This is a genomic window from Bacillus sp. KS1 (genome assembly GCF_020075515.1).
GTDB lineage: Bacteria > Bacillota > Bacilli > Bacillales > Bacillaceae > Bacillus > Bacillus velezensis.
In genome coordinates this window covers 445,388-465,228 of sequence record NZ_JACAWW010000015.1, presented here as the reverse complement: position 1 = coordinate 465,228, position 19,841 = coordinate 445,388, and the positions used below count along the sequence as shown (strand labels likewise).

Here is a 19,841-nt window from a genome sequence, read left to right as displayed (position 1 = left end):
GAACGCATATTCGGATTTTTTCCGCGTTCGCTTTTCTGCAAAAGAGCATAATTTCCCTTATGAAACTTAAAAATCAGAGAAAAAAGCTCTTTAAAACTTTATTTTTGATCCAGCATTTTTAAAATGAGATGGCAGCCGTATTTAGCGGCGCGCTTTCTGATTCCGGTTCTTGAGCCGGCAAAGTGAAATTCGTGCACCTCTTCTTTTCCTTCCGCTGAAATGCCGATAAAGACGCGGCCCGGCGCATGCCCTTCCTGCGGGTCGGGACCCGCGACCCCGGTAAAGCTGATGCCGATATCGCTTCCGGTCAGCTTTCTCACACCGGCTGCAAGCTCTTTCGCACACTCTTTGCTGACCGCTCCGCTTTCTGCGAGCGTCTCAGCTTTCACGCCGAGCACATGCTGTTTCACGCTGTCGGAATAGCAGACAACGCCTCCTGCAAATAGTTGAGACGCACCGCTTAAATCAGTCACCCACTCTGAAAACAGGCCGCCTGTAAAGCTTTCGGCAGAAGAAATCGTGATTTTGTTTTGTCTGCATGCTTTTGAAAGCTCCTTCACCAGGGACGTATCATCATATCCGTAGAAAAATTCACCGACACGTTCTAAAATGGCGGCTTCCGTTTCTTTTAAAAGCCGTTCTGTTTCTTTTTCGTCAGCATGTTTCGCCGTTAAACGCAGCGTGACCTCGCCGTCAGCAGCAAGCGGCGCAATCGTCGGATTCGTCTGCGCGTCAATGATATCTTCTAAATCAGCTTCAAGCTGGGATTCACCGATTCCGAAAAACCGCAGCACGGTTGAAACGATTTTCTCATTAGAACCAAGCTTTTTAAGAAGCAGCGGTTTCGCTTCATTTTCAAACATCGGACGCAGCTCGCTCGGCGGCCCGGGAAGCAGCATATAAAGCCTTGAGCCGTGCTCTGCAAGCATTCCCGGCGCCATGCCGAAATGATTCGCCAAAACGTCCGAGCCCTCAATGACGAGCGCCTGTTTGCGGTTATTCGGCGACATGGTCCGTTTTGTTTTCGCGAAATATTCTTCGATCGACCGGAACGCTTCGTCATTCAGAACGAGCGGGCGCCCCAGTGTGTTTGCAATGGTTTCTTTCGTCAAATCGTCCTTGGTCGGTCCGAGGCCGCCTGAAAAAATAATCAGGTCTGAGCGCTCTTCGGCAATGCGGATGACTTGCTTAAGCCGCTCCGGATTGTCACCGACAGCGGTATGGTAAAACACGTTTACACCGATTTCCGCCAGCTCTTTACTGATAAACTGCGCGTTCGTATTGGCGATCTGGCCTAGCAGAAGCTCCGAGCCGACTGCAATGATTTCTGCTTTTTTTGCTATTTCCATCTTTAAGTCCTTCTTTCCTAGTTAGATGTTTTTAACGCATCCCAGTTCTTCGCAAAATACTCCCAGCCGGAAATGACTGTGAACAGCACGGCCACCCATAAAGCGATATCGCCGAACGGGAAAGAAACGAGCTCAAACGGAAGATTATGCAGCAAAAGCGCGGCAACAGCGATGATCTGAGCCCATGTTTTAATTTTCCCCAGCATATTGGCGGCTACAACTTCCCCCGTTCCCGCCAGCACAAGTCTTAATCCCGTTACGGCAAATTCGCGGCTGATGATGATGATGACCATCCACGCCGGCGCAAGGTCAAACTGCACAAGCGTAATTAATGCCGCGGATACCAGCAGTTTGTCAGCCAGCGGATCTAAAAATTTCCCGAAGTTTGTCACGAGGTTCAGTTTTCTGGCGTAGTAGCCATCCACCCAGTCAGTCGTTGATGCGATAATGAATAAAACAGCTCCCGTAAGATGCGCGACCGGAATCGATTCATCCCCTATATGAACGCTGCCCCACTGAAAAGGAACAAGCATGATAATCATAAATACAGGAATTAAAGCGATTCTTGCCAGTGTGATTTTATTCGGTAAGTTAAACATAAAGCCCCTCCAATAATATGTACTCGGACGTGAAGAAAAAGTCATCTTAATCGTTCAGATGACTTTTTCCCCTTTTATTTTTTCATCTTGATTGTGATGGTCTGCGCCATCACATCATGCGGATTGAGTTCATAGGACAGAACCTCTCCGTTAATTTTAATTTTCAGGTTAGGGGCATAGCCCGTGCGGATTTCAATCTGCTTTTGATCCGTGACGTCTTTTTTAAAGGTTTCGCCTTTTTGCAGCGTTCCTTCTTTTAAAGAACCGCCGCTGTCATCACGGACGCGGATCCATGCGCTGTCAGAAGCAATCAGTTCGAGCTTATACTTATCTGCCCCGGAGACGTTGTATGAAGAAGCCGAGCCTTCCGTTCCGGCCGCTTTGATCTCCGTCTTTTCACTGCTTTTTTCTTTCTTTTTCTGCTCTGACGCTTTTGTGTCCTTTTTGTCTTTTTTGCTGTCAGATTGCGCTTCGTCATTTGTATTGCCGTCGTTTTTCAGCGCAGAATCCTTAGGAATCTCATACTTGCTCTCACTTTGGGTGACGGCTTTATCTCCGTCTGTCTGCCCGGATTTGCTCATTCCGAGCTGAATAATCGCATAAATGATCGCGATGACGATAATGACACCGATGACGACAAGGACGGTCGGAAGCCATTCCGCCGCCTTTGAAGCGGACTTAGGAAGCTCCCTTTGCATGGCGAGACCGGAGATTTTTTCCGACACATCGTCATGGTACGTGTTAGGGATGTCTTTTTTATATTCTTCAAATAACTGATCTGAATCAAGCCCGACAGCTTCAGCGTATTGCTTGATAAACGCCCGCACATAAAAATTGCCGGGAATGACGTCATAATTGCCTTCTTCCAGAGCGGTTAAGTATCTTTTCTGAATTTTCGTCGCCGCCTGGAGTTCATCCAACGACATCCCTTTTTCCTCTCTGGCTTCTTTAAGCCGGATTGCTAATTCTGTCACAACAAACACCTTCCAATATTAAAAATCAAAGCTTGAAAAACCGGTCTGATCAAACATTTGCGGTTCTTCTGCATGTTCATATGTAATGACTTCGTCAGGATCATTTCTGAGTTCGATAATATAATCGAAATCATCGAGCGTATACTCCGAATTTTGAACAAAAATATCGGGGTGCTCCACGACCTTTGTCGCCGGAAGCCGCATAATTTCACTGACGAGCTGAAGATGGCGCTCAGATCCCCGTCTTGTTGAAACGATGCCGTCGAGGATAAACACATTTTCCGTGCTGTATTCATCGGCAACCAGCTGGCTCCGGATCGTTTGTTTTAGCAGCGTTGATGATACGAAAAGCCATCTTTTGCTGGCACAAACGCTTGACGCGACGATGGACTCCGTTTTCCCGACCCTCGGCATTCCCCGGATCCCGATCAGTTTGTGTCCTTCTTTTTTAAACAGCTCGGCCATAAAGTCAACCAGAAGACCGAGCTCGTCCCTTTCAAAACGGAAGGTTTTTTTGTCATCGGCATCACGCTGAATGTATCTCCCGTGGCGGACTGCGAGACGGTCGCGAAGCCTCGGTTCTCTCAGCTTCGTTACTTTAATGGTCTCCATTGTTTTTAAAATTGATTCCAATCGTTTAATTTGATCTATATGCCGGCATCTGAGCAGCATTCCCCTTCTGGAAAGGTCGACACCGTTAATTGTGACAATATTAATTGACAGCATCCCGAGAAGAGATGAAATATCCCCGAGCAGGCCGGGGCGGTTCACTTGAATTTCATATTCAAAATACCATTCGAGCTTTGCCAAATGATATACCCCCTCCATTGTGGCAAATTTTTACCTTCCTTTATCATAAAACATTTTTCTCTAATTAGAAAGAAGAATGTTGCTCTATAGAGGAAAACATAAAAAAAGAGAGGAGAAATCCCCCCTCTTAATGAGTGCTGTTATTTTCAACAAGCTTCACCATCATATTTGCGATGGCGCGCTGTTCATCTTCAGAAGCAACGCTCCAAAGATCAGCAAGCACTTTTTCCTGATGGTTTTTCGAGTCGACTTCGTTCGCAAGGTAACCGCCGATTTCTGTAGCGAGGTCAGTGATCGTTTCATCACTCATCCCTTTTTCCTGCGCATAGTTCAATCTGTCGCCAAGGAAATTCTTCCAATTATCCCAGTTTTCTAATACTGACATGTTGGGTTCCTCCATTTCATCTGTTGTTACAAAATTATTTTGTCCGTACAGATGCAAACTATACACACATTTTTTTCAGCAGTGCCAGCCGCCGTTTACGGATAATATATGCCCCGTAATATAGGAAGCCTTTTCCGATAATAAAAAGGCCGCCGCTTCGGCGATTTCCTCCGGCTTTGCCAGCCGGCCCGCGGGAATTTCATCTGCCAACGCTTCTTTTTCATCAGACGTGAACTGAGCAAGCATATTTGTATCAACGGCACCCGGCGAGACTGCATTCACGCGGACGCCGCTCGGAGCAAGCTCTTTGGCAAGCGCTTTGACGAACGAATGCTGCGCTCCCTTGACCATGCTGTATAATACCTCGCACGATGCGCCTGTTTCTCCCCAGACGGAACCGATCGCGACGATGCCCCCGCTTTTTTTCCGGATCATGCCGGGCACCAGATTACGCGCCAAAATAAACGGACTCGTCACATGCAGCTGCACCATCTCCCGCGCCGTGTCATCCGTAACGTCTGTAATCAGGCCGAAATGACTTTTGCCGCTGTTTAATATCAGAGCGTCCACAGGCTGCCTAACGGAACGGCTGAGTGTCTCCGCGCCATCCGGTGAGGACAAATCCGCCTGAATAACGGAGGCTTTTACGCCGAATGATTCGCTCAGCCTTTCCGCAAGCCTGTGTGCGGCTTCCTTATTAGAATGATAATGCAAAAGGACGTCATACCCGTTTTTTGCGAGGACTTCACTTATACTTTGTCCGATTCCGCCGCTTGCTCCGGTTACGAGCGCTGTCTGTTTCATCAATCCATACTCCTTCTTTCCCCAGAAAAACATCCCTCAGGACGTGAGGGATGTTTTTGTTATGATTTTGGCACGACTTTGCAGACTGTCAGCCTGTCTTCTGATATTTCTTCTTTAATGACCCGCTTTACGTCTTCCAGCGTAATCTGCTCCAGTACGGTTACGACATCAAACAGACTCATATCTAAAAAGGCATAGCGTGTGAATTGGTTGGCGATATATTCAGGCGAATTGAGCGCTTTTAAGAATGACCCGATCTTCTTTTTTCTCGCAAGGTCAAGTTTTTCCGCAGTCACGGCTGATTCCGCATCAAGCAGCATGTGTTTTAATTCGTCAGCGAGCTTATCCGGCTCCGGTGTATCTCCTCCGACAGAGGCAAAACCGAATCCGTATTCAGCCGTGTAATCAAAGCTGAAGGTTTCATCAATGTAGCCTTTGTCGTACAAGTCACCGTAATGCGGTGAGCTTTTTCCGAAAAGACATTCAAGCATGAGGTTCATGCTGAGCTCGTGCTTCAACAGCTCCTGCCCCGTTTTATAAGGGTCTTTCGCCTTTAAGCCGACAAGACATTTTGAGCCTTGCACGTTCATTTTTAACTCCTGCTCCCGGCGGAAAACCGCTTCCTGCTCCTGAACTTCTTCACGTTTGATTTCAGGCTGGTCTGTAAACGGCTTTTTCTCCTGGTTTTTCCGCACCTGGCTGATGACCGCTTCAGGATCTACGGGACCGACGATAAAGAGCAGCATATTGCTCGGGTGATAAAACGTTTCGTAGCACTCATACAGCAGATCTTTCGTAATATGTGAGATGCTCTCCACCGTTCCGGCAATGTCAATTTTCACGGGGTGGTCTTTATACATATTTTCGATAAGGCCGAAAAACAGCCGCCAATCCGGATTATCATCATACATATTGATTTCCTGGCCGATGATGCCTTTTTCTTTTTCAACTGATTTTTCCGTGAAATACGGGTCCTGAACAAAATCCACGAGTGTTTCGAGGTTTTTCTCCACATTAGAAGTGCTGGAGAACAGATAAGCGGTTCGTGTAAATGATGTAAAGGCATTTGCCGACGCCCCCTGCTTACTGAAGTCCTGAAACACGTCGCCGTCCGCTTTTTCAAACAGTTTATGCTCTAGAAAATGCGCGATTCCGTCAGGGACGTGTACCATTTCTTCCTTATTTAAAGGAACGAATTGATTGTCAATGGAACCGTACTTTGTCGTAAACACGGCGTATGTTTTATTAAAGCCCTGTTTCGGCAGCACATAGACATCAAGGCCGTTTGCCATTTTTTCATGATACAGCGTTTCCTGAAGCTGTTCGAAGTTTATCGGTTTAGTCAAGATGCTCCCCCCGTCCCTTTTAAGAAATAAGTCGTATCCAGCTTAATGTTCTTTCCGACATTGATAATGTCCTCTTTTGTCACTTTCTCGATATTGTCAAGGAATCTTTCGATCGGTATCTCTACTTGGGCTGAGGCCTGCTGATACAGAAATTCCGCTAAACCGTATGCCGTATCAATGGTTTCTAATACTTGATTTTTAATAACGGCTTTCGTTTGGGCGATATCATCTTCTGAAAAGTCACCGTTTTGCATAGCCTGAAACTGTTCTTCAATGATGGTGACGGCCTGCTTGTAATTTTTCACCTCAATGCCCGACATGACCATCAAAAGCCCTTTGAAGCTTTCCACCCTTGAGGCTGCATAATAGGCGAGGCTCGCTTTTTCACGGACATTTATAAACAGCTTTGAATGAGAGAAACCTCCGAACAGCCCGTTAAACACCTGCAATGCAGGATAATCCGGATCTGTATATGTCGTATTGGTCCGGAATCCGATATTCAGCTTGCCCTGCTTGACGTCCTCTTCATCAATGACTTCCTTCGGATCGGGCTGTTCATTCGCCGCGCTTCTTTCAAAAGGCTGCAGCTCCCGTTCTTCCGTTTTAAAATACGTATCAACGGCCGTTTTCACCTGATCTGTATCAACATCGCCGATGACGTACAGGTCCAGCTGATCTTCGCGTATGGCTTTTTGATAGGCTTCATACAAATCTTGCGGTGTAATGTGTTCAACATCATCGAACTCGCCGTTGACGTGAAGGGCATACGGTTCGCTTTTGCACATTTCCTGAACGAGACGCAGATTAGAATATCTCATCTTATCATCATATACGGCTTGAATCCGCTGTTTCAGCGTCCGTTTTTCCTGCGTGACATAAAGGGGCAGGAAGGCGCCGTTTTCCAAAGCGGGCGAAAAGACAAGCTCTGATAAAAGCTGAAGGCCTTTTTCCAATAACGGTGTGCGGTCCTTCAGATACTTTTCATTAGGAATCTCAAGCCTGAACGTAATGACATGACGTTCTCCCTTTTTTGTCAGATCAGCTGAAACGGATGTGCCGTACAGCTCATCAAAATAAGACCGCAGATCAGCGGTTTTCGGGCGGCTTTCTGTTCCGCGCAGAAGCACATGCGGAAACAGCGCTCTTTTTGTTACGAGCTCTTTCGTTAAAGGAGCCAGCATTTTAAACGTCAGCGAAACGGTTTTAAATTTCTCGGTCTTTACGATGTGGGCGGTGATCCCGCCGTGCTTTGACTTCATTTCATTTACGTAAGTCATGTGAAACCTCCTTCGTTCATTCTTTCATAGTATGTATTATGACCAAATTTCAGCATTCGCAAAAAAGAGTACGCAGATGTAATTATATCAACTGGAGGATTTATAAGGAAACAAAAAACCTCTGCCCAAAAACAGGCAGAGGTATTGAACGTTATTTTTTCAAATTGAAAGGCCACCAGTTGGCTCTTCCGAATATTTTCACCATGACCGGTACAAAAAACGGAAGGACGACAATTGCGTACATGAGAAGGCCTGTTAATACCACGGTTGCAATCTGTAATAAGGAAAGAACGCCTGACGGCAGCATGGCCGCAAAGGTTCCCGCTAAAATAATCGCCGCAGAAATGATGACGGAACCCATATTTTTCATACTGCTGATCATTGCGGGTTCCGTTCCTTCTTTTTTAAGCTCATTAAAACGGTCCATTAAAAAGATGGAATAATCCACGCCTAGAGCCATCAAAATGACAAAGCCGAAGAACGGCACGGCCCAGTTTACGCCCGGATACCCGAAGAAGTGTGTAAAGATGTATTCCGTCACGCCGATGGATGCGAAATACGTCAGTACGAGCGACGCCACTAAATAAACAGGCATAATGAGGGAGCGCAGCATCACGATGAGAATCAGAAAAATTCCCGCCAGCATAAACATTGCCGTCCGTTTGAAGTCTGAATCCGATACTTCCTTCAGATCGGCATTCATGCTGGAGACTCCCGAAACGCCGAAGGAAGCATTCTTCAGATCCGTGTTCGGAATGGCCCTTTTTACGCTCGCTTTGATCGCTTGAATATCTTGAATGGCCGTATTTGAGTAAGGATTGTTATCAAGAACGACGGTCAATTCTGTCGTTTTTCTGTCATCTGACATGTACGTATTAAACACGCTTGTGAAATCACTGTTTGTCAACGCGTCTTTCGGCACAAACCAGCCTGTCATTTCTTTGTCTGACGCCTTGTGAAGCTCACCCAGGTAATCATTCGCCCCCATCATGCCGCTTGATACTTTCTTAAGCCCTTTTACACTATCGTTAAGGCCTGAAGAAAGATCGCTGAGCCGGGAAGAAAAATCACCGAGACCGCTCTTCATTTTTTTCTGGCCCTCCGCGAGCTGTCCTGCCGCCGATTCAAGGCGCGGCATTTGTCCTGCGAGAGCCCCCTGTCCGTCTGACACTTGCTGCAGACCGTTTTCAATACTGGTCAGACCGTTGATCATTGCGTTAATTTGAGTGTCAATCTTCTTCTGAGCGGCTGCCAGCCGGGCAAATTGTTTTTCCGCTTGCTGCAGATGAGCCTTTTGACTGTCGACCTGTTTAGAAAAAGCTTCTGCATCCGCGTTTGCCTTGGGAACGGCTGACTGTACACCCGTAAAGGCCGATTTGATTTCTTGGTAAGAGGGATCGGTTTTGACTGACGGTATTGACGCTTCCAATTTTGCAAACGGCAGCCGGGCAAGCTGCTTGTTCAAATCGGCAAGCTGTCTGCTGGCTTCATCTTTCATCGGCAGGACGGTTTTTACCAATTTTAAAGCGTTTTGCGTTTCTGAAGCGAGACCGCTGTTTTGTTTGAGCTGTGAAGTCAGCATTTGTTTTTGCTCTTCAATCTGCTTTTTCATCTGGGCGACGCCGGCTTTATTCTCATTCACGCCAGCCTGCAGTTTATTCAGGTTTTCTCCTATATCAGAAAGCCCGGATTTCAGAGACAATGTTCCGTCAATAAGCTGATTGACGCTTTTCCCCGACTCTTCGATCTGCGGCTGTGAATCAGCTAACGACTTTGCGGCATGCCCTAATCCGTCCGTGATTTTTTCAAGTCCCGTATTGCCCTTATCAAGTCCTTCTTGAAGCTGCTTTGCCTGATTTGTGACAAATAATTGATTCAATCCGTTTCCAGCAGGGCGCGTGGCGCTTCTGACCGTTTTTACACCCTCTGTTTTTTCAAGTTCTCTGCTGATTTTTTCGATATCAATCAGGTGTTTTTCAGTATTTAATGTCTCATCATTTTTGATGACGACTGTGGCCGGAAGAAGTTCTCCCGGGCCAAAGGCGTCTGAAATCGTATTAAACGCGCGGACGGATTCATATTTATCCCCGATTTCGTCAAGACTGTTGTAAGATAGCGACCCTTTGTAAAGAAGGATAGGCGGGACGGTGAATACCGCAACGATTGCCAGACTGATGAGCGGCCTTTTAAATGAAAACCGCCCTGACGTTTCCCATGCTTTGCTTTGGGGATGGGAAATATCGCCCTTCACAGGCCAAAACAGTCTTTTTCCTAAAACAGCCATAAAAAACGGCACGATCGTCATGAGCGCAAGCAGCAGTACCGCGACACCGACCGCAACGGCGGCTGCCGACTGATACAGCTTAAATGTCGCAAATCCGATGCAGGCAAATCCGATCAACACCGCACCGCCGCTATACAAAACCGTCTTTCCGGCCGTTTTGTAGGTGACGACGATCGCTTCTCTTATATCAGCGCCATGCGACAGTTCTTCTTTAAACCGGCTGAGAAGCAGAATGCAGTAGTCTGTACCGATTCCGAACATAATCGCAACCATAAAAATCTGAGTAAAAGTTGAGAGCGGAAAATTCAGCTGATCGACTAAAAATGCGACAATCGACTGGCTGACTAAATAAGATATCAATACTGATAAAAGCGGTACAAACGGAGCGACCACTGACCGAAATACAAGAATCAGCACGATCAGGATAAAGGCAACCGTTATATATTCAGTCTTTTTTAAGCCGTCCTGTGAGCTTTTTAACACATCTTCGTCGATCAGCGACTGGCCTGTAATGCCGTATGATACGCCGTACGGTTTCAGCTCTTTATCAATTTTATTTTTTATTTCGAGGATATCGTTTTTGGATGTATCAAGCTGCAGCTGAACGAGCATCGTTTGTCTGTCTTTTGACAGCAGCTGTTTTTTGATGTCGTCATTTTTCTCCCCGAAGTATGAAGTCACCGTTTTAATCTGAAGCGCTTTTTTCTGTTCAGACAAAGTGCTGACGGCTTCTTCCAGACGATCTTTTTTGTCTGTCATTAAGCCTTTTTCGTGAAATACGATGACGGCAGAAGAAGACGGTGCATCTGAATCAGACATTTCATCAAGCAATTCATGGGCGTAAGAAGAGGAATACCCGTCCGGTACGGAAATCTGCCCTTTCTCCCGTGTCAATTCAGCCATATCAGGCGCTGTAAGCATAAATATCACCGTTGCGGCGACCCATACCGCGGCGATGATCCAGCGAGCTCGGATAATGTTTTTCATTATGTCTGCTGATCCTCCTCTGTCATCATCAATCGATATAATTTTTCATATGTATTAACGAACATCTCCGCCTCGTCTTCATCAAAATACATAATATATGAACGGACGAGTTCCTCAATCCGCCGCTCCACACGGTGAAATACTTCCGTCCCCTTTTCCGTGACATTTAAAAGTATGCTCCGGCGGTCGCTTTGGCTGCGTTCTCTATTGATGTAGCCTTTTTCATACAGGCGGTTCGTCATCGATGTAATGGCGCTTTTATTGACGTGGCACACCGCGGCCAGTTCAATTGATTTGCAATCCGGATTGAGCATAATATAGCGGAGGATGTAATATTGATCCAATGTCAGTTCTTTGTTCACTTTTTCAGCGATAATGCTGTCAATTTTTTTTAAGACGTGCAGGTATACATCGGAATAACGCTGAATCAGCTGCTTTACTTTTTCTTCATGCACCTTTTCCCCCTCCTTCCGATAGTTAAAATGTTTAACTATTAAAAAGGATAACGACTTGACGGTATCATGTCAATCTTCAAAATAAAATAAAAAAAGACAGTGCAGATTACACCGTCTTTAATGATTCCTTTTTTTCTTTTGCTTGTGATGAGATATTTAACAGCGCTAAAAATACAGACACAATGCCGCAAAAAGCGGATAAAATAAAAATCAGCCAGCCTGCATTTGACATCAGCGCAGCAAAGATCGGCGGTCCCGCCGCTACTCCGATAAACCGCATGCTGTTATAAAATGAGGTGATGGTTCCCGATTCCTCGTTGTCTACGCCTTCTGTGATGACAGCGTCTAAAGCCGGCAATGCCATTCCGATACCGATACCGCTGACACACAAAAAGATAAATAATAAATAAAAACTGTGATTCCACCATAGGCCGATAAACGACAGTGTCACGGCACTCATTCCGAAAACGATGCAAAACTTCATTTTGCCTTGGTCTTTTCCGATTTTTCTGCCTGATATATATGAACTGACGGATAGAAATAAAAGCGGGATTGCCAAAAGCGCTCCTTTAGCCACACCGTCAATGCCGTATTTCTTCTCCAGTGAGTCTGATAAATAAAAAAGAACCCCGAACAGCAAAAACATAATCACGCAGCCGATGATAAAAACCGTAAAGAGCCAGCGTCCGTCACGCTTAAATATGCGGCCGACATTTTTCACAAATTCGGAAATAGAAGGCGCTTCTTTTTGTTCCTCCGGCTTTGCCACCAAAAACAATACGAGAAAAAAACTGATGAGCGAAAAAAACGGAATGAACCAAAACGGCATAAACCAAAACCATGCAGCCAAGAGCGACCCGAGAATCGGGCTTATTACTTTCCCGGCTGTGTTTGACGTCTCAATGTCGCCGAGCCCCGCGGTAATCCGCTCATCATCCCCTTTGAATAAATCACCGATAAACGGCATCACTACAGGAGCCGCCCCTGCCGAACCGATTCCCTGCAGCACCCGCCCCGCCAAGATAATGGGATAAGGATGCTTGAACGCGGTGGAAGCTATCGCGGCAAGCGCTCCGCCCGCACCGGCTATGAGAAGACAAGGCAGAAGAACCTTTTTTCTTCCGAATTTATCGGACAGATATCCGGCAATCGGAATACAAATAATCGCCACAATCGAATAGACCGTTATAATTAACGATACTTGAAAAGACGATATGGACAGCTTCTTTTCAATCATCGGAAGCACAGGAATCAGCATGGAGTTCCCGAGTGTCATCACGAGCGGTACAGAAGCCAGAGCAATGATATTTTTCGTTCCATTTTTCTTCTTACTCAACTTATTCACCCATTCACTATACTTGGTTGTTTCCTGTTTTATTGTGCCTTGCAGAAAACAAAGTATGTACTGAAACGGCAAATAAAAAAACAGACACATGACGCGTCTGTCTTAAAAACGTTTTCTTACAACATGAAAACTGAACTTATCAGCCCGGAAATAATTTAATGAATACAGCACAGGTTCATCATTCTGATTATAGTGGGTTTGCTTCAGCAATAAAAGCGCCGTCTCCGGCTCGCATTCCAAAACCGGCGAAATCGTATCGTGATATCCGATCGGTTCGATATCAGCAACGGCATAGCTGATCACAGACCCGGAGTTTTTTTCCAAAAGATCGAAAATAGACTCCTGTTCATGACAGAAAGAATTCGGCAGAATGTGCATCGGAATCGTATCTAAACAGTAAACGACCGGAGTGCCGCTTGCCGTTCTCACGCGTTCCAAATAAAAAAGCTCCTGCTCAGGCTCAAGCCGGAATCTAGCGATATCTTCATCAGACGGCGTGATGACCTGAGACGACAAAAAAATCGTACCCGGCACCATGTTCGCCTGCTGAATCGTTTTCGTCACGCTGTTGAGCTGTTCAATACCTGAAAGAAACAGCGGTTTTGTATGGACGAAAGTGCCCACACCGTGCCTTCTGATAATCACATGCTCCTCTTCAAGGATACGCAAAGCTTCACGCAGAGTTGCCCGGCTGACACCCATTGATTTTGAAAGCTCAAATTCAGAAGGAAGCTTTTCCTTTTCGGTGTAAATTCCGTTTTGTATATCCTCTTTGATTCGCTCAATCACTTTTAGATACAAGTGACGATTGTCAGCTTTTGTAGACATGTTTCCCCTCCGTAAACCACTTTCATAAATTATTGAACAATTGGGACAACTATATCATGTTTTAATAAAAAAATAAATAGGAATGATTTTGGTGATATCATTTTCAGTGAAAACTCTCTCCTTTTTAAGAAGAGAGCTCATCATATTGTTCCTTAGATAATAGTACTTCCCTCGGTTTGCTTCCTTCATACGGCCCGACGACGCCCCGTTCCTCCATTGCGTCAATCAGACGGGCAGCTCTCGTATATCCGATTCTGAACCGCCTTTGAAGCATGGAGACTGATGCCGTCTGCATGCCGATAATCAAATCGACCGCTTCGTCATAGAGATCATCCGTTACTTCACTGTGTGTTTCCGAAACTTCTTCCGGAATCATCTCTTCTTGATACTGCGCTTTTTGCTGCGTAATGACATGATCGACGACATGCTCAACCTCTTCATCGGATAAGAATGCCCCTTGCACACGCACCGGCTTATTTGCGCCTACAGGCAGAAACAGCATGTCTCCGCGCCCCAGAAGCTTTTCAGCGCCGCCCATGTCTAAAATTGTCCGTGAATCGGTCTGAGATGAGACACTGAAGGCAATTCTTGACGGGATGTTGGCTTTAATAACACCGGTAATAACGTCAACTGAAGGCCTCTGTGTCGCGATAATCAAATGAATTCCCGCCGCCCGCGCCATCTGTGAAAGTCTCGTAATTGAATCTTCCACGTCGGAAGAAGCGACCATCATCAGATCGGCAAGCTCGTCAACGATGACGACGATGTACGGCAGCTCAGGCTGCTTGACTTCTTCTTCGGCATTTGACCGCTTGATATGGTCGTTATAGCCTTCTATATTTCTCGTACCCGTATGGGAGAACAGCTCATAGCGGCGCTCCATCTCATTGACGACCTTTTTCAAAGCCTGCGAGGCCTTTTTCGGATCTGTCACGACCGGCGCAAGCAGATGAGGAATGCCGTTATACACATTCAGCTCAACCATTTTCGGGTCAATCATCATCATCTTCACTTCATGCGGTTTGGCCCTCATCAGAATGCTCGTAATAATACCGTTGACACAGACGCTTTTTCCGCTTCCCGTTGCCCCGGCTACAAGCAGGTGGGGCATTTTGTTCAGTTCGGCAAGCACGGCTTCCCCGGAAATATTTCGTCCCAAGCCGATCAGAAGCTTCGCGTCCGGCTTGTCATTGAGCTTGGATTCAAGCACTTCTTTTAACGAAACCATCGCAACTTCAGCATTGGGCACCTCGATGCCGATTGCTGATTTACCCGGAATCGGCGCTTCTATCCGGATATCCTTCGCGGCAAGCGCGAGCGCGAGGTCATCGCTCAGATTCACGATTTTACTGACTTTGACCCCGACGTCCGGATACACTTCATATTTTGTGACCGCCGGACCGAGATGAACTTGGGTCACTTTCGCCTTTACGCCGAAGCTTTGAAAAGTCCGCTCGAGTTTTCTTGCATTCTCGTAAATGTTTTTCTTATCGGTCTGCTGGCCGGTATGTTTCGGGTCAGCCAGTATGTCCAATGAAGGCATTTGATAATCTTTATTTTCAAGCTCTGTAAACGTCATCGGCGGAGCCGCAGCCGTTTCGCCACTGTCTTGAGCGCCGCCGGAAGGTTCATCTTTTGGCGCTTGTGCCGTCTCCTGCGTTTTTTCCGGAATCAGCGGTTCGGCGGGCTCTTCCTGACGGTCTGAAAAGCTTGAAATAATCGGCTCTGAATGGATGATCGGCGAAATGATTTCCTCATCCTCTTCCTCCGGTTCAGGCTCTTCTTTTTTCTTTTGAACCCGTTTTTGTTTTTTGCCCGATTTTGTTTTTGTTTTCGGCGAAGACATATTCGTTCTGACCGTCTTCATATCCTCAAGAAATGCCTGCCACTGGCCGCGGATAAACCGGCCGACGGGGCTCGTCCACTTTTTGAGCGTTTCCTGCAGTGAACGCCCTGTTACAAGAATCAGCCCCATTAAGATCAGCACGATCGCCATGATTTGTGAACCCGTTGATGCAAATAAAAAGTGGGAAGCTGCAAACAGTACCGCGCCGATCATGCCGCCGCCCAAATCAGGGGAAGCAGCCTGCTGTTTCATGTCAATCATAAACAGCTCCCACGTGTTGCCGATGACACTTGCCGACCGAATCGACTCGTGATGAGACAGATTTTTAAAGAGCTGCACGTGAGACAGCAGCAATATACTGGCGATAATACAGTACAACCCTGCCTTTCTTCTCGTTAAAAGGCTTGGACTCTTCTTTTTCCAAAACAGCGAAATTCCGAGAAGGAAGAGCGCAATTAAGCATAAAATAAACCACTCTCCGGCAAAAAAACGGAACAAGTACACAAATGTCTGTCCCACAACGCCGAGCTGCAAAACAGCAATAATTGAGATTGCAACACAGAGCAGTCCGCTTAGTTCGTATTTTAGATTGAGCTTACTCTCTTGTTTCTTTTTAGATTTCCGTTTTTTCTTTGCCACACTCATCACCTTACTGCGTTAAAAAATGTAAAATCATACATCATGAAGAAAAGCAGCCTTTTGCCGGCTGCATTTTTCTGTAGGATTCCCCTATTATAGCATATTTTGCCCCCGAGAAACGGACTGAATGCCGGTTAGATTTTCAGCTTGATTTTTTGTCCCGGAGCGATGTCCGGATTCAGAAAATCCATCGGGTTCGTACTTAAAATCTGTACGACTTCAGCTTCATTTCCCTTCATCTCAACTAGCAGCGGCACGCCGGCGTAATCTACCTGTTCATGCACGCTTTGCTCTATATCCTGACCGTAAACGACTTCTTGGGGCATGACAGTATAAAGGATCATTGAATCATCCTTCCTTCCTCGCCCTTTCGTTCCTCAATCAGCTGATTCAGCTTTTTTATCGCCTGTCCGACGCCGCCCACGGCATCAATTAATCCGTAATCAGCCGCATCTTTGCCGACTACGTTCGTTCCGATGTCCCTGGTTAAGTTTCCTTTTGAAAACATCAGCTCTTTGAATTTTTCTTCGGAAATATTTGAATGATGGGTCACAAAGTTGACGACCCGCTCCTGCATTTTATCCAGGTATTCAAATGTTTGCGGAACGCCGATAACCAGACCTGTAAGCCGAACGGGGTGTATGGTCATAGTCGCTGTTTCCGCGATAAAACTATGATCACATGACACGGCGATCGGCACACCTATCGAGTGTCCCCCGCCGAGTACGATTGAGACGGTCGGTTTTGATAAGGATGCGAGCATTTCCGCAATCGCAAGCCCCGCTTCCACATCGCCTCCGACGGTGTTTAAGATGATCAGAAGTCCTTCGATTTTCGGATTTTGCTCAATCGCGACGATTTGCGGAATGACGTGTTCATATTTGGTTGTTTTATTTTGCGGCGGGAGCTGGACGTGCCCCTCAATTTGGCCGATGATCGTCAGGCAGTGAATATTAGTATCTTGGGACATTTGCGGCAGAGATGTCTCTCCCAGCTGCTGAATTTTGCTCATAATGCTGTCTTTCGCATCTGATTTTTCGGGCTGCTGTTCTTCGGTGTTTTCCATACGATGATCCATTTTATCTTTCACCCTTTCCGAATGTCTCTTTGTATTATGAACAAAGATGATGATTTCCATCCGGGACATGAACAAAAACACAGCCGGAGCATCATGCGCTCCGGCTGTGTATACATTATACTTCCATAATGATCGGAATGATCATCGGCTTGCGTTTTGTTTTTTCATAAAGGAATTGATTCAGCGCATCACGCATTGCCTGTTTCAGCGTGGACCATTCTACGGCAGATGTTTCCGTCGCTTCAGTCACGATAGAGCGGACGAGCTCAGTAGCTTGTACAATTAAACCTTCTGATTCTCTGACATATACGAAACCGCGCGTAATGATCTCAGGACCTGATACGAGGTTCTTTTTCTGCTTATCGAGTGAAATTACGACGATGAGAATGCCGTCTTGTGATAATAAGCGGCGGTCTCTCAGCACGATGTTGCCGATGTCGCCGACACCGAGGCCGTCAATCAGAACGTTTCCGTACGTGACTTTATCCCCGATTTTTACATTCTGTCCGCGGAATTCAACGACGTCACCTTTTTCAATCAAGAAAATGTCGCTGCGTTTCATGCCGATCTCTTCTGCGATTTTGGAATGCGCTTTTTGCATTCTGAATTCACCGTTAACCGGAATTAAATATTTCGGTTTCAGCAAATTAAGCATGAGTTTCAATTCTTCCTGCGAACCGTGACCGGACACATGCACGCGTTTTTGGGCGAAAATGACTTGAGCGCCGGCGCGGGCAAGCAGGTTGACGGTTTTAGAATATATCAATTCATGCCCCGGAATCGGTGTTGATGCAATGACAACGGTGTCTCCTTCTTCAATGTTAAGCTGCTTGTGCGCCTGCTTGGCCATCCGCGTAAGAGCGGCCAGCGGCTCACCATGACTTCCGGCTGTAACAATTGCCACTTCCCGCTTCGGATATTTTTTCACATCCTGCACAGGAATAAACATTTCATCTTCGGCTTCAATATAGCCGAGCTTGCGCCCCAGCTGAAGCACGTTTTGCAGATTTTTTCCGGCGATTGCAAGTTTGCGGCCGTTCTGGACGGCAGCCTGTATCACTTGCTGGATCCGGTTGATATTAGACGCGAATACAGCAATGATGACACGGTTTTCTGAATTGTTCATCGCATCGGCAATTTCACCGCTTACATATGCTTCTGACGGAGTATACCCCGGGCGCTCCGCATTGGCGCTGTCAGAAAGCAGGGCGAGCACGCCGCTGTTTCCGATTTTGGCAATTTCGCCAATATCACATGATTGGTGATAAGCAGGCGTCTGGTCAAATTTGAAGTCTCCCGTGCATACAATAGAGCCAAGTGATGTTTTGAAGCTGACTCCCACTGAATCCGGAATGCTGTGAATCGTTTTAAAGAACGATACTTTCGTTGATTCAAATGTAATGACTGATTTAGAGTGAACTTCACGCAAATCAGCTTTTCGATTATGCCCGTACTGCTTGAGTTTTTCTCTCAGTAATGCAAGCGTAAGCTTCGTTCCGTATACCGGCACCGACAGCTTGTTCAATAAATAAAAGACGCCCCCGATGTTTTCATCGTGCCCGTGTGTCAGAAAGATGGCCTTCACGCGGTCAGCCCGTTCTACTAAGTAGGAAATATCCGGAATGACGACATCAATACCGAGCATTTCATTTTCAGGGTGCATCAGCCCTGCATCCACTACAAATATGTCTGAGTCAATTTCAATGACATATAGGTTCTTCCCAATTTCTCCAACGCCGCCAAGGGCGATAATTCTGACGTTTTCTGTATTTTTCTTTTTCAAAATCTGTATCCTCCTAGTCTCATACCCGTCCATCATCACTTGTTCCTATTATAACTGATATCAATTTTAGAAAACAAGAAGAAGCGGAAGGTTTAGGGAAAACCAATATGTATACAAAACGGTCAAACTCACGATAAAAATGAGAATGACCGCGTATTTTAACTGTATAAATTTTTTCTTACAGTTCGCTGATGACGCTGCTCAGGCTCAGACGTTCATCTTCATTCAGCGGGATAAGAGGAAGACGCACAGATCCGACATCAAGGCCTTTCAGCTGTAGCGCCGTTTTGACCGGAGCCGGATTAGGCGCTTTAAAGAGCTCCTTCATGATCGGCAGAAGCTTCTGATGAATCAGTGCCGCGGTTGCCGTCTGCCCGTTCGTATAGTTTTTAATCATCTGCTGCATGTCAGAACCTACGATATGGCTGGCTACTGACACGACTCCTCTTCCGCCGACTGCGAGAATAGGAAGCGTTAACCCGTCATCACCTGAATAGACGTGAAAATCTTCCGGTGTTTCGGCAATGATTTTCGTAATGGCATCAAGATCGCCGCTCGCTTCTTTAATCGCAGAGATATTCGGAATCTCCGCAAGTCTGATGGCCGTTTCCGGCGCAAGTGAAGCGACCGTTCTGCCCGGCACGTTGTAAAGCATCACAGGAAGAGACGTTTCTTCAGCTATGGCTTTAAAATGACGGTACATACCCTCTTGGGAAGGCTTATTATAATACGGCGTGACAAGCATAACACAATCGACGCCGGCTTCTTCAGCTTTTTTTGTCAGTTTAATGGAGTCTTTCGTATTGTTGCTTCCCGTACCCGCAATAACAGGCACGCGTCCGTTCACTTCTTTGACTGTAAATTCAAAGAGTGCAATTTTTTCTTCTGTTGAAAGTGTCGGGGATTCGCCGGTCGTGCCTGCGACGACTAAAGAATCCGTACCGTTTTTCAACAAATAGTCGATTAATGTAGACAGTTTTTGAAAGTCTACATTCCCTTTACTGTCAAAGGGGGTAATCATCGCTGTAGATATATTTCCGACATTCATTTTT

Annotated in this window: 17 protein-coding genes; all 17 read right to left on the bottom strand. The window is 46.2% G+C overall.

Annotation, left to right across the window (positions count from 1 at the left end; translation table 11 throughout):
• Positions 1 to 98 precede the first annotated feature (98 nt).
• Positions 99 to 1,349: a competence/damage-inducible protein A gene (locus tag HWY38_RS09620; protein WP_043867100.1), complete on the bottom strand. Its 1,251-nt coding sequence runs from the start codon at positions 1,347 to 1,349 to the stop codon at positions 99 to 101.
• A 17-nt stretch (positions 1,350 to 1,366) separates the two neighbouring features.
• On the bottom strand, positions 1,367 to 1,948 hold the full coding sequence (gene pgsA, locus HWY38_RS09615; RefSeq protein ID WP_007611521.1) for a CDP-diacylglycerol--glycerol-3-phosphate 3-phosphatidyltransferase: 582 nt from the start codon (positions 1,946 to 1,948) through the stop codon (positions 1,367 to 1,369).
• A gap of 74 nt (positions 1,949 to 2,022) precedes the next feature.
• Positions 2,023 to 2,922 carry a helix-turn-helix domain-containing protein gene (locus HWY38_RS09610; RefSeq protein ID WP_014417801.1) on the bottom strand — a complete coding sequence of 300 codons (900 nt, stop codon included), beginning with the start codon at positions 2,920 to 2,922 and terminating at the stop codon, positions 2,023 to 2,025.
• A gap of 18 nt (positions 2,923 to 2,940) precedes the next feature.
• Positions 2,941 to 3,732 (bottom strand): DUF3388 domain-containing protein, encoded by a 792-nt coding sequence (locus HWY38_RS09605; RefSeq protein ID WP_003154149.1) that lies wholly within the window; start codon positions 3,730 to 3,732, stop codon positions 2,941 to 2,943.
• Between the two features lie 127 nt (positions 3,733 to 3,859).
• Positions 3,860 to 4,117: a DUF3243 domain-containing protein gene (locus HWY38_RS09600; protein ID WP_003154150.1), complete on the bottom strand. Its 258-nt coding sequence runs from the start codon at positions 4,115 to 4,117 to the stop codon at positions 3,860 to 3,862.
• Positions 4,118 to 4,192: 75 nt separating this feature from the next.
• Positions 4,193 to 4,921 (bottom strand): elongation factor P 5-aminopentanone reductase, encoded by a 729-nt coding sequence (gene ymfI, locus HWY38_RS09595; protein ID WP_224181715.1) that lies wholly within the window; start codon positions 4,919 to 4,921, stop codon positions 4,193 to 4,195.
• 59 nt (positions 4,922 to 4,980) lie between these two features.
• Entirely contained in the window at positions 4,981 to 6,267 is a 1,287-nt protein-coding gene (gene yfmH / locus HWY38_RS09590) for an EF-P 5-aminopentanol modification-associated protein YfmH (RefSeq protein WP_029973455.1), read from the bottom strand.
• Positions 6,264 to 7,544 carry an EF-P 5-aminopentanol modification-associated protein YfmF gene (gene yfmF, locus HWY38_RS09585; RefSeq protein WP_012117578.1) on the bottom strand — a complete coding sequence of 427 codons (1,281 nt, stop codon included), beginning with the start codon at positions 7,542 to 7,544 and terminating at the stop codon, positions 6,264 to 6,266. Before yfmF ends, yfmH begins: the two co-directional genes overlap by 4 nt.
• Positions 7,545 to 7,695: 151 nt before the next feature.
• Entirely contained in the window at positions 7,696 to 10,815 is a 3,120-nt protein-coding gene (locus HWY38_RS09580) for an MMPL family transporter (protein ID WP_224181714.1), read from the bottom strand.
• Positions 10,815 to 11,270: a MarR family winged helix-turn-helix transcriptional regulator gene (locus HWY38_RS09575; RefSeq protein ID WP_003154157.1), complete on the bottom strand. Its 456-nt coding sequence runs from the start codon at positions 11,268 to 11,270 to the stop codon at positions 10,815 to 10,817. Before HWY38_RS09575 ends, HWY38_RS09580 begins: the two co-directional genes overlap by 1 nt.
• A gap of 106 nt (positions 11,271 to 11,376) precedes the next feature.
• Positions 11,377 to 12,606, bottom strand: coding sequence for an MFS transporter (locus HWY38_RS09570; protein WP_017417794.1), 1,230 nt, complete (start codon positions 12,604 to 12,606; stop codon positions 11,377 to 11,379).
• Between the two features lie 111 nt (positions 12,607 to 12,717).
• Entirely contained in the window at positions 12,718 to 13,443 is a 726-nt protein-coding gene (locus tag HWY38_RS09565; protein ID WP_007409813.1) for a GntR family transcriptional regulator, read from the bottom strand.
• Positions 13,444 to 13,567: 124 nt separating this feature from the next.
• Positions 13,568 to 15,928, bottom strand: coding sequence for an FtsK/SpoIIIE family DNA translocase (locus tag HWY38_RS09560; protein ID WP_224181713.1), 2,361 nt, complete (start codon positions 15,926 to 15,928; stop codon positions 13,568 to 13,570).
• Between the two features lie 134 nt (positions 15,929 to 16,062).
• Positions 16,063 to 16,272, bottom strand: a complete 210-nt coding sequence (locus tag HWY38_RS09555; RefSeq protein ID WP_003154161.1) for a YlzJ-like family protein — start codon at positions 16,270 to 16,272, stop codon at positions 16,063 to 16,065.
• Positions 16,269 to 17,006: a ClpP family protease gene (locus tag HWY38_RS09550; RefSeq protein ID WP_003154162.1), complete on the bottom strand. Its 738-nt coding sequence runs from the start codon at positions 17,004 to 17,006 to the stop codon at positions 16,269 to 16,271. The genes HWY38_RS09555 and HWY38_RS09550 overlap by 4 nt, the downstream gene beginning before the upstream one ends.
• A gap of 115 nt (positions 17,007 to 17,121) precedes the next feature.
• Positions 17,122 to 18,789 (bottom strand): ribonuclease J2, encoded by a 1,668-nt coding sequence (gene rnjB / locus HWY38_RS09545; RefSeq protein WP_012117573.1) that lies wholly within the window; start codon positions 18,787 to 18,789, stop codon positions 17,122 to 17,124.
• Between the two features lie 178 nt (positions 18,790 to 18,967).
• Positions 18,968 to 19,837 (bottom strand): 4-hydroxy-tetrahydrodipicolinate synthase, encoded by an 870-nt coding sequence (gene dapA, locus HWY38_RS09540; protein ID WP_224181712.1) that lies wholly within the window; start codon positions 19,835 to 19,837, stop codon positions 18,968 to 18,970.
• Positions 19,838 to 19,841: the final 4 nt, after the last annotated feature.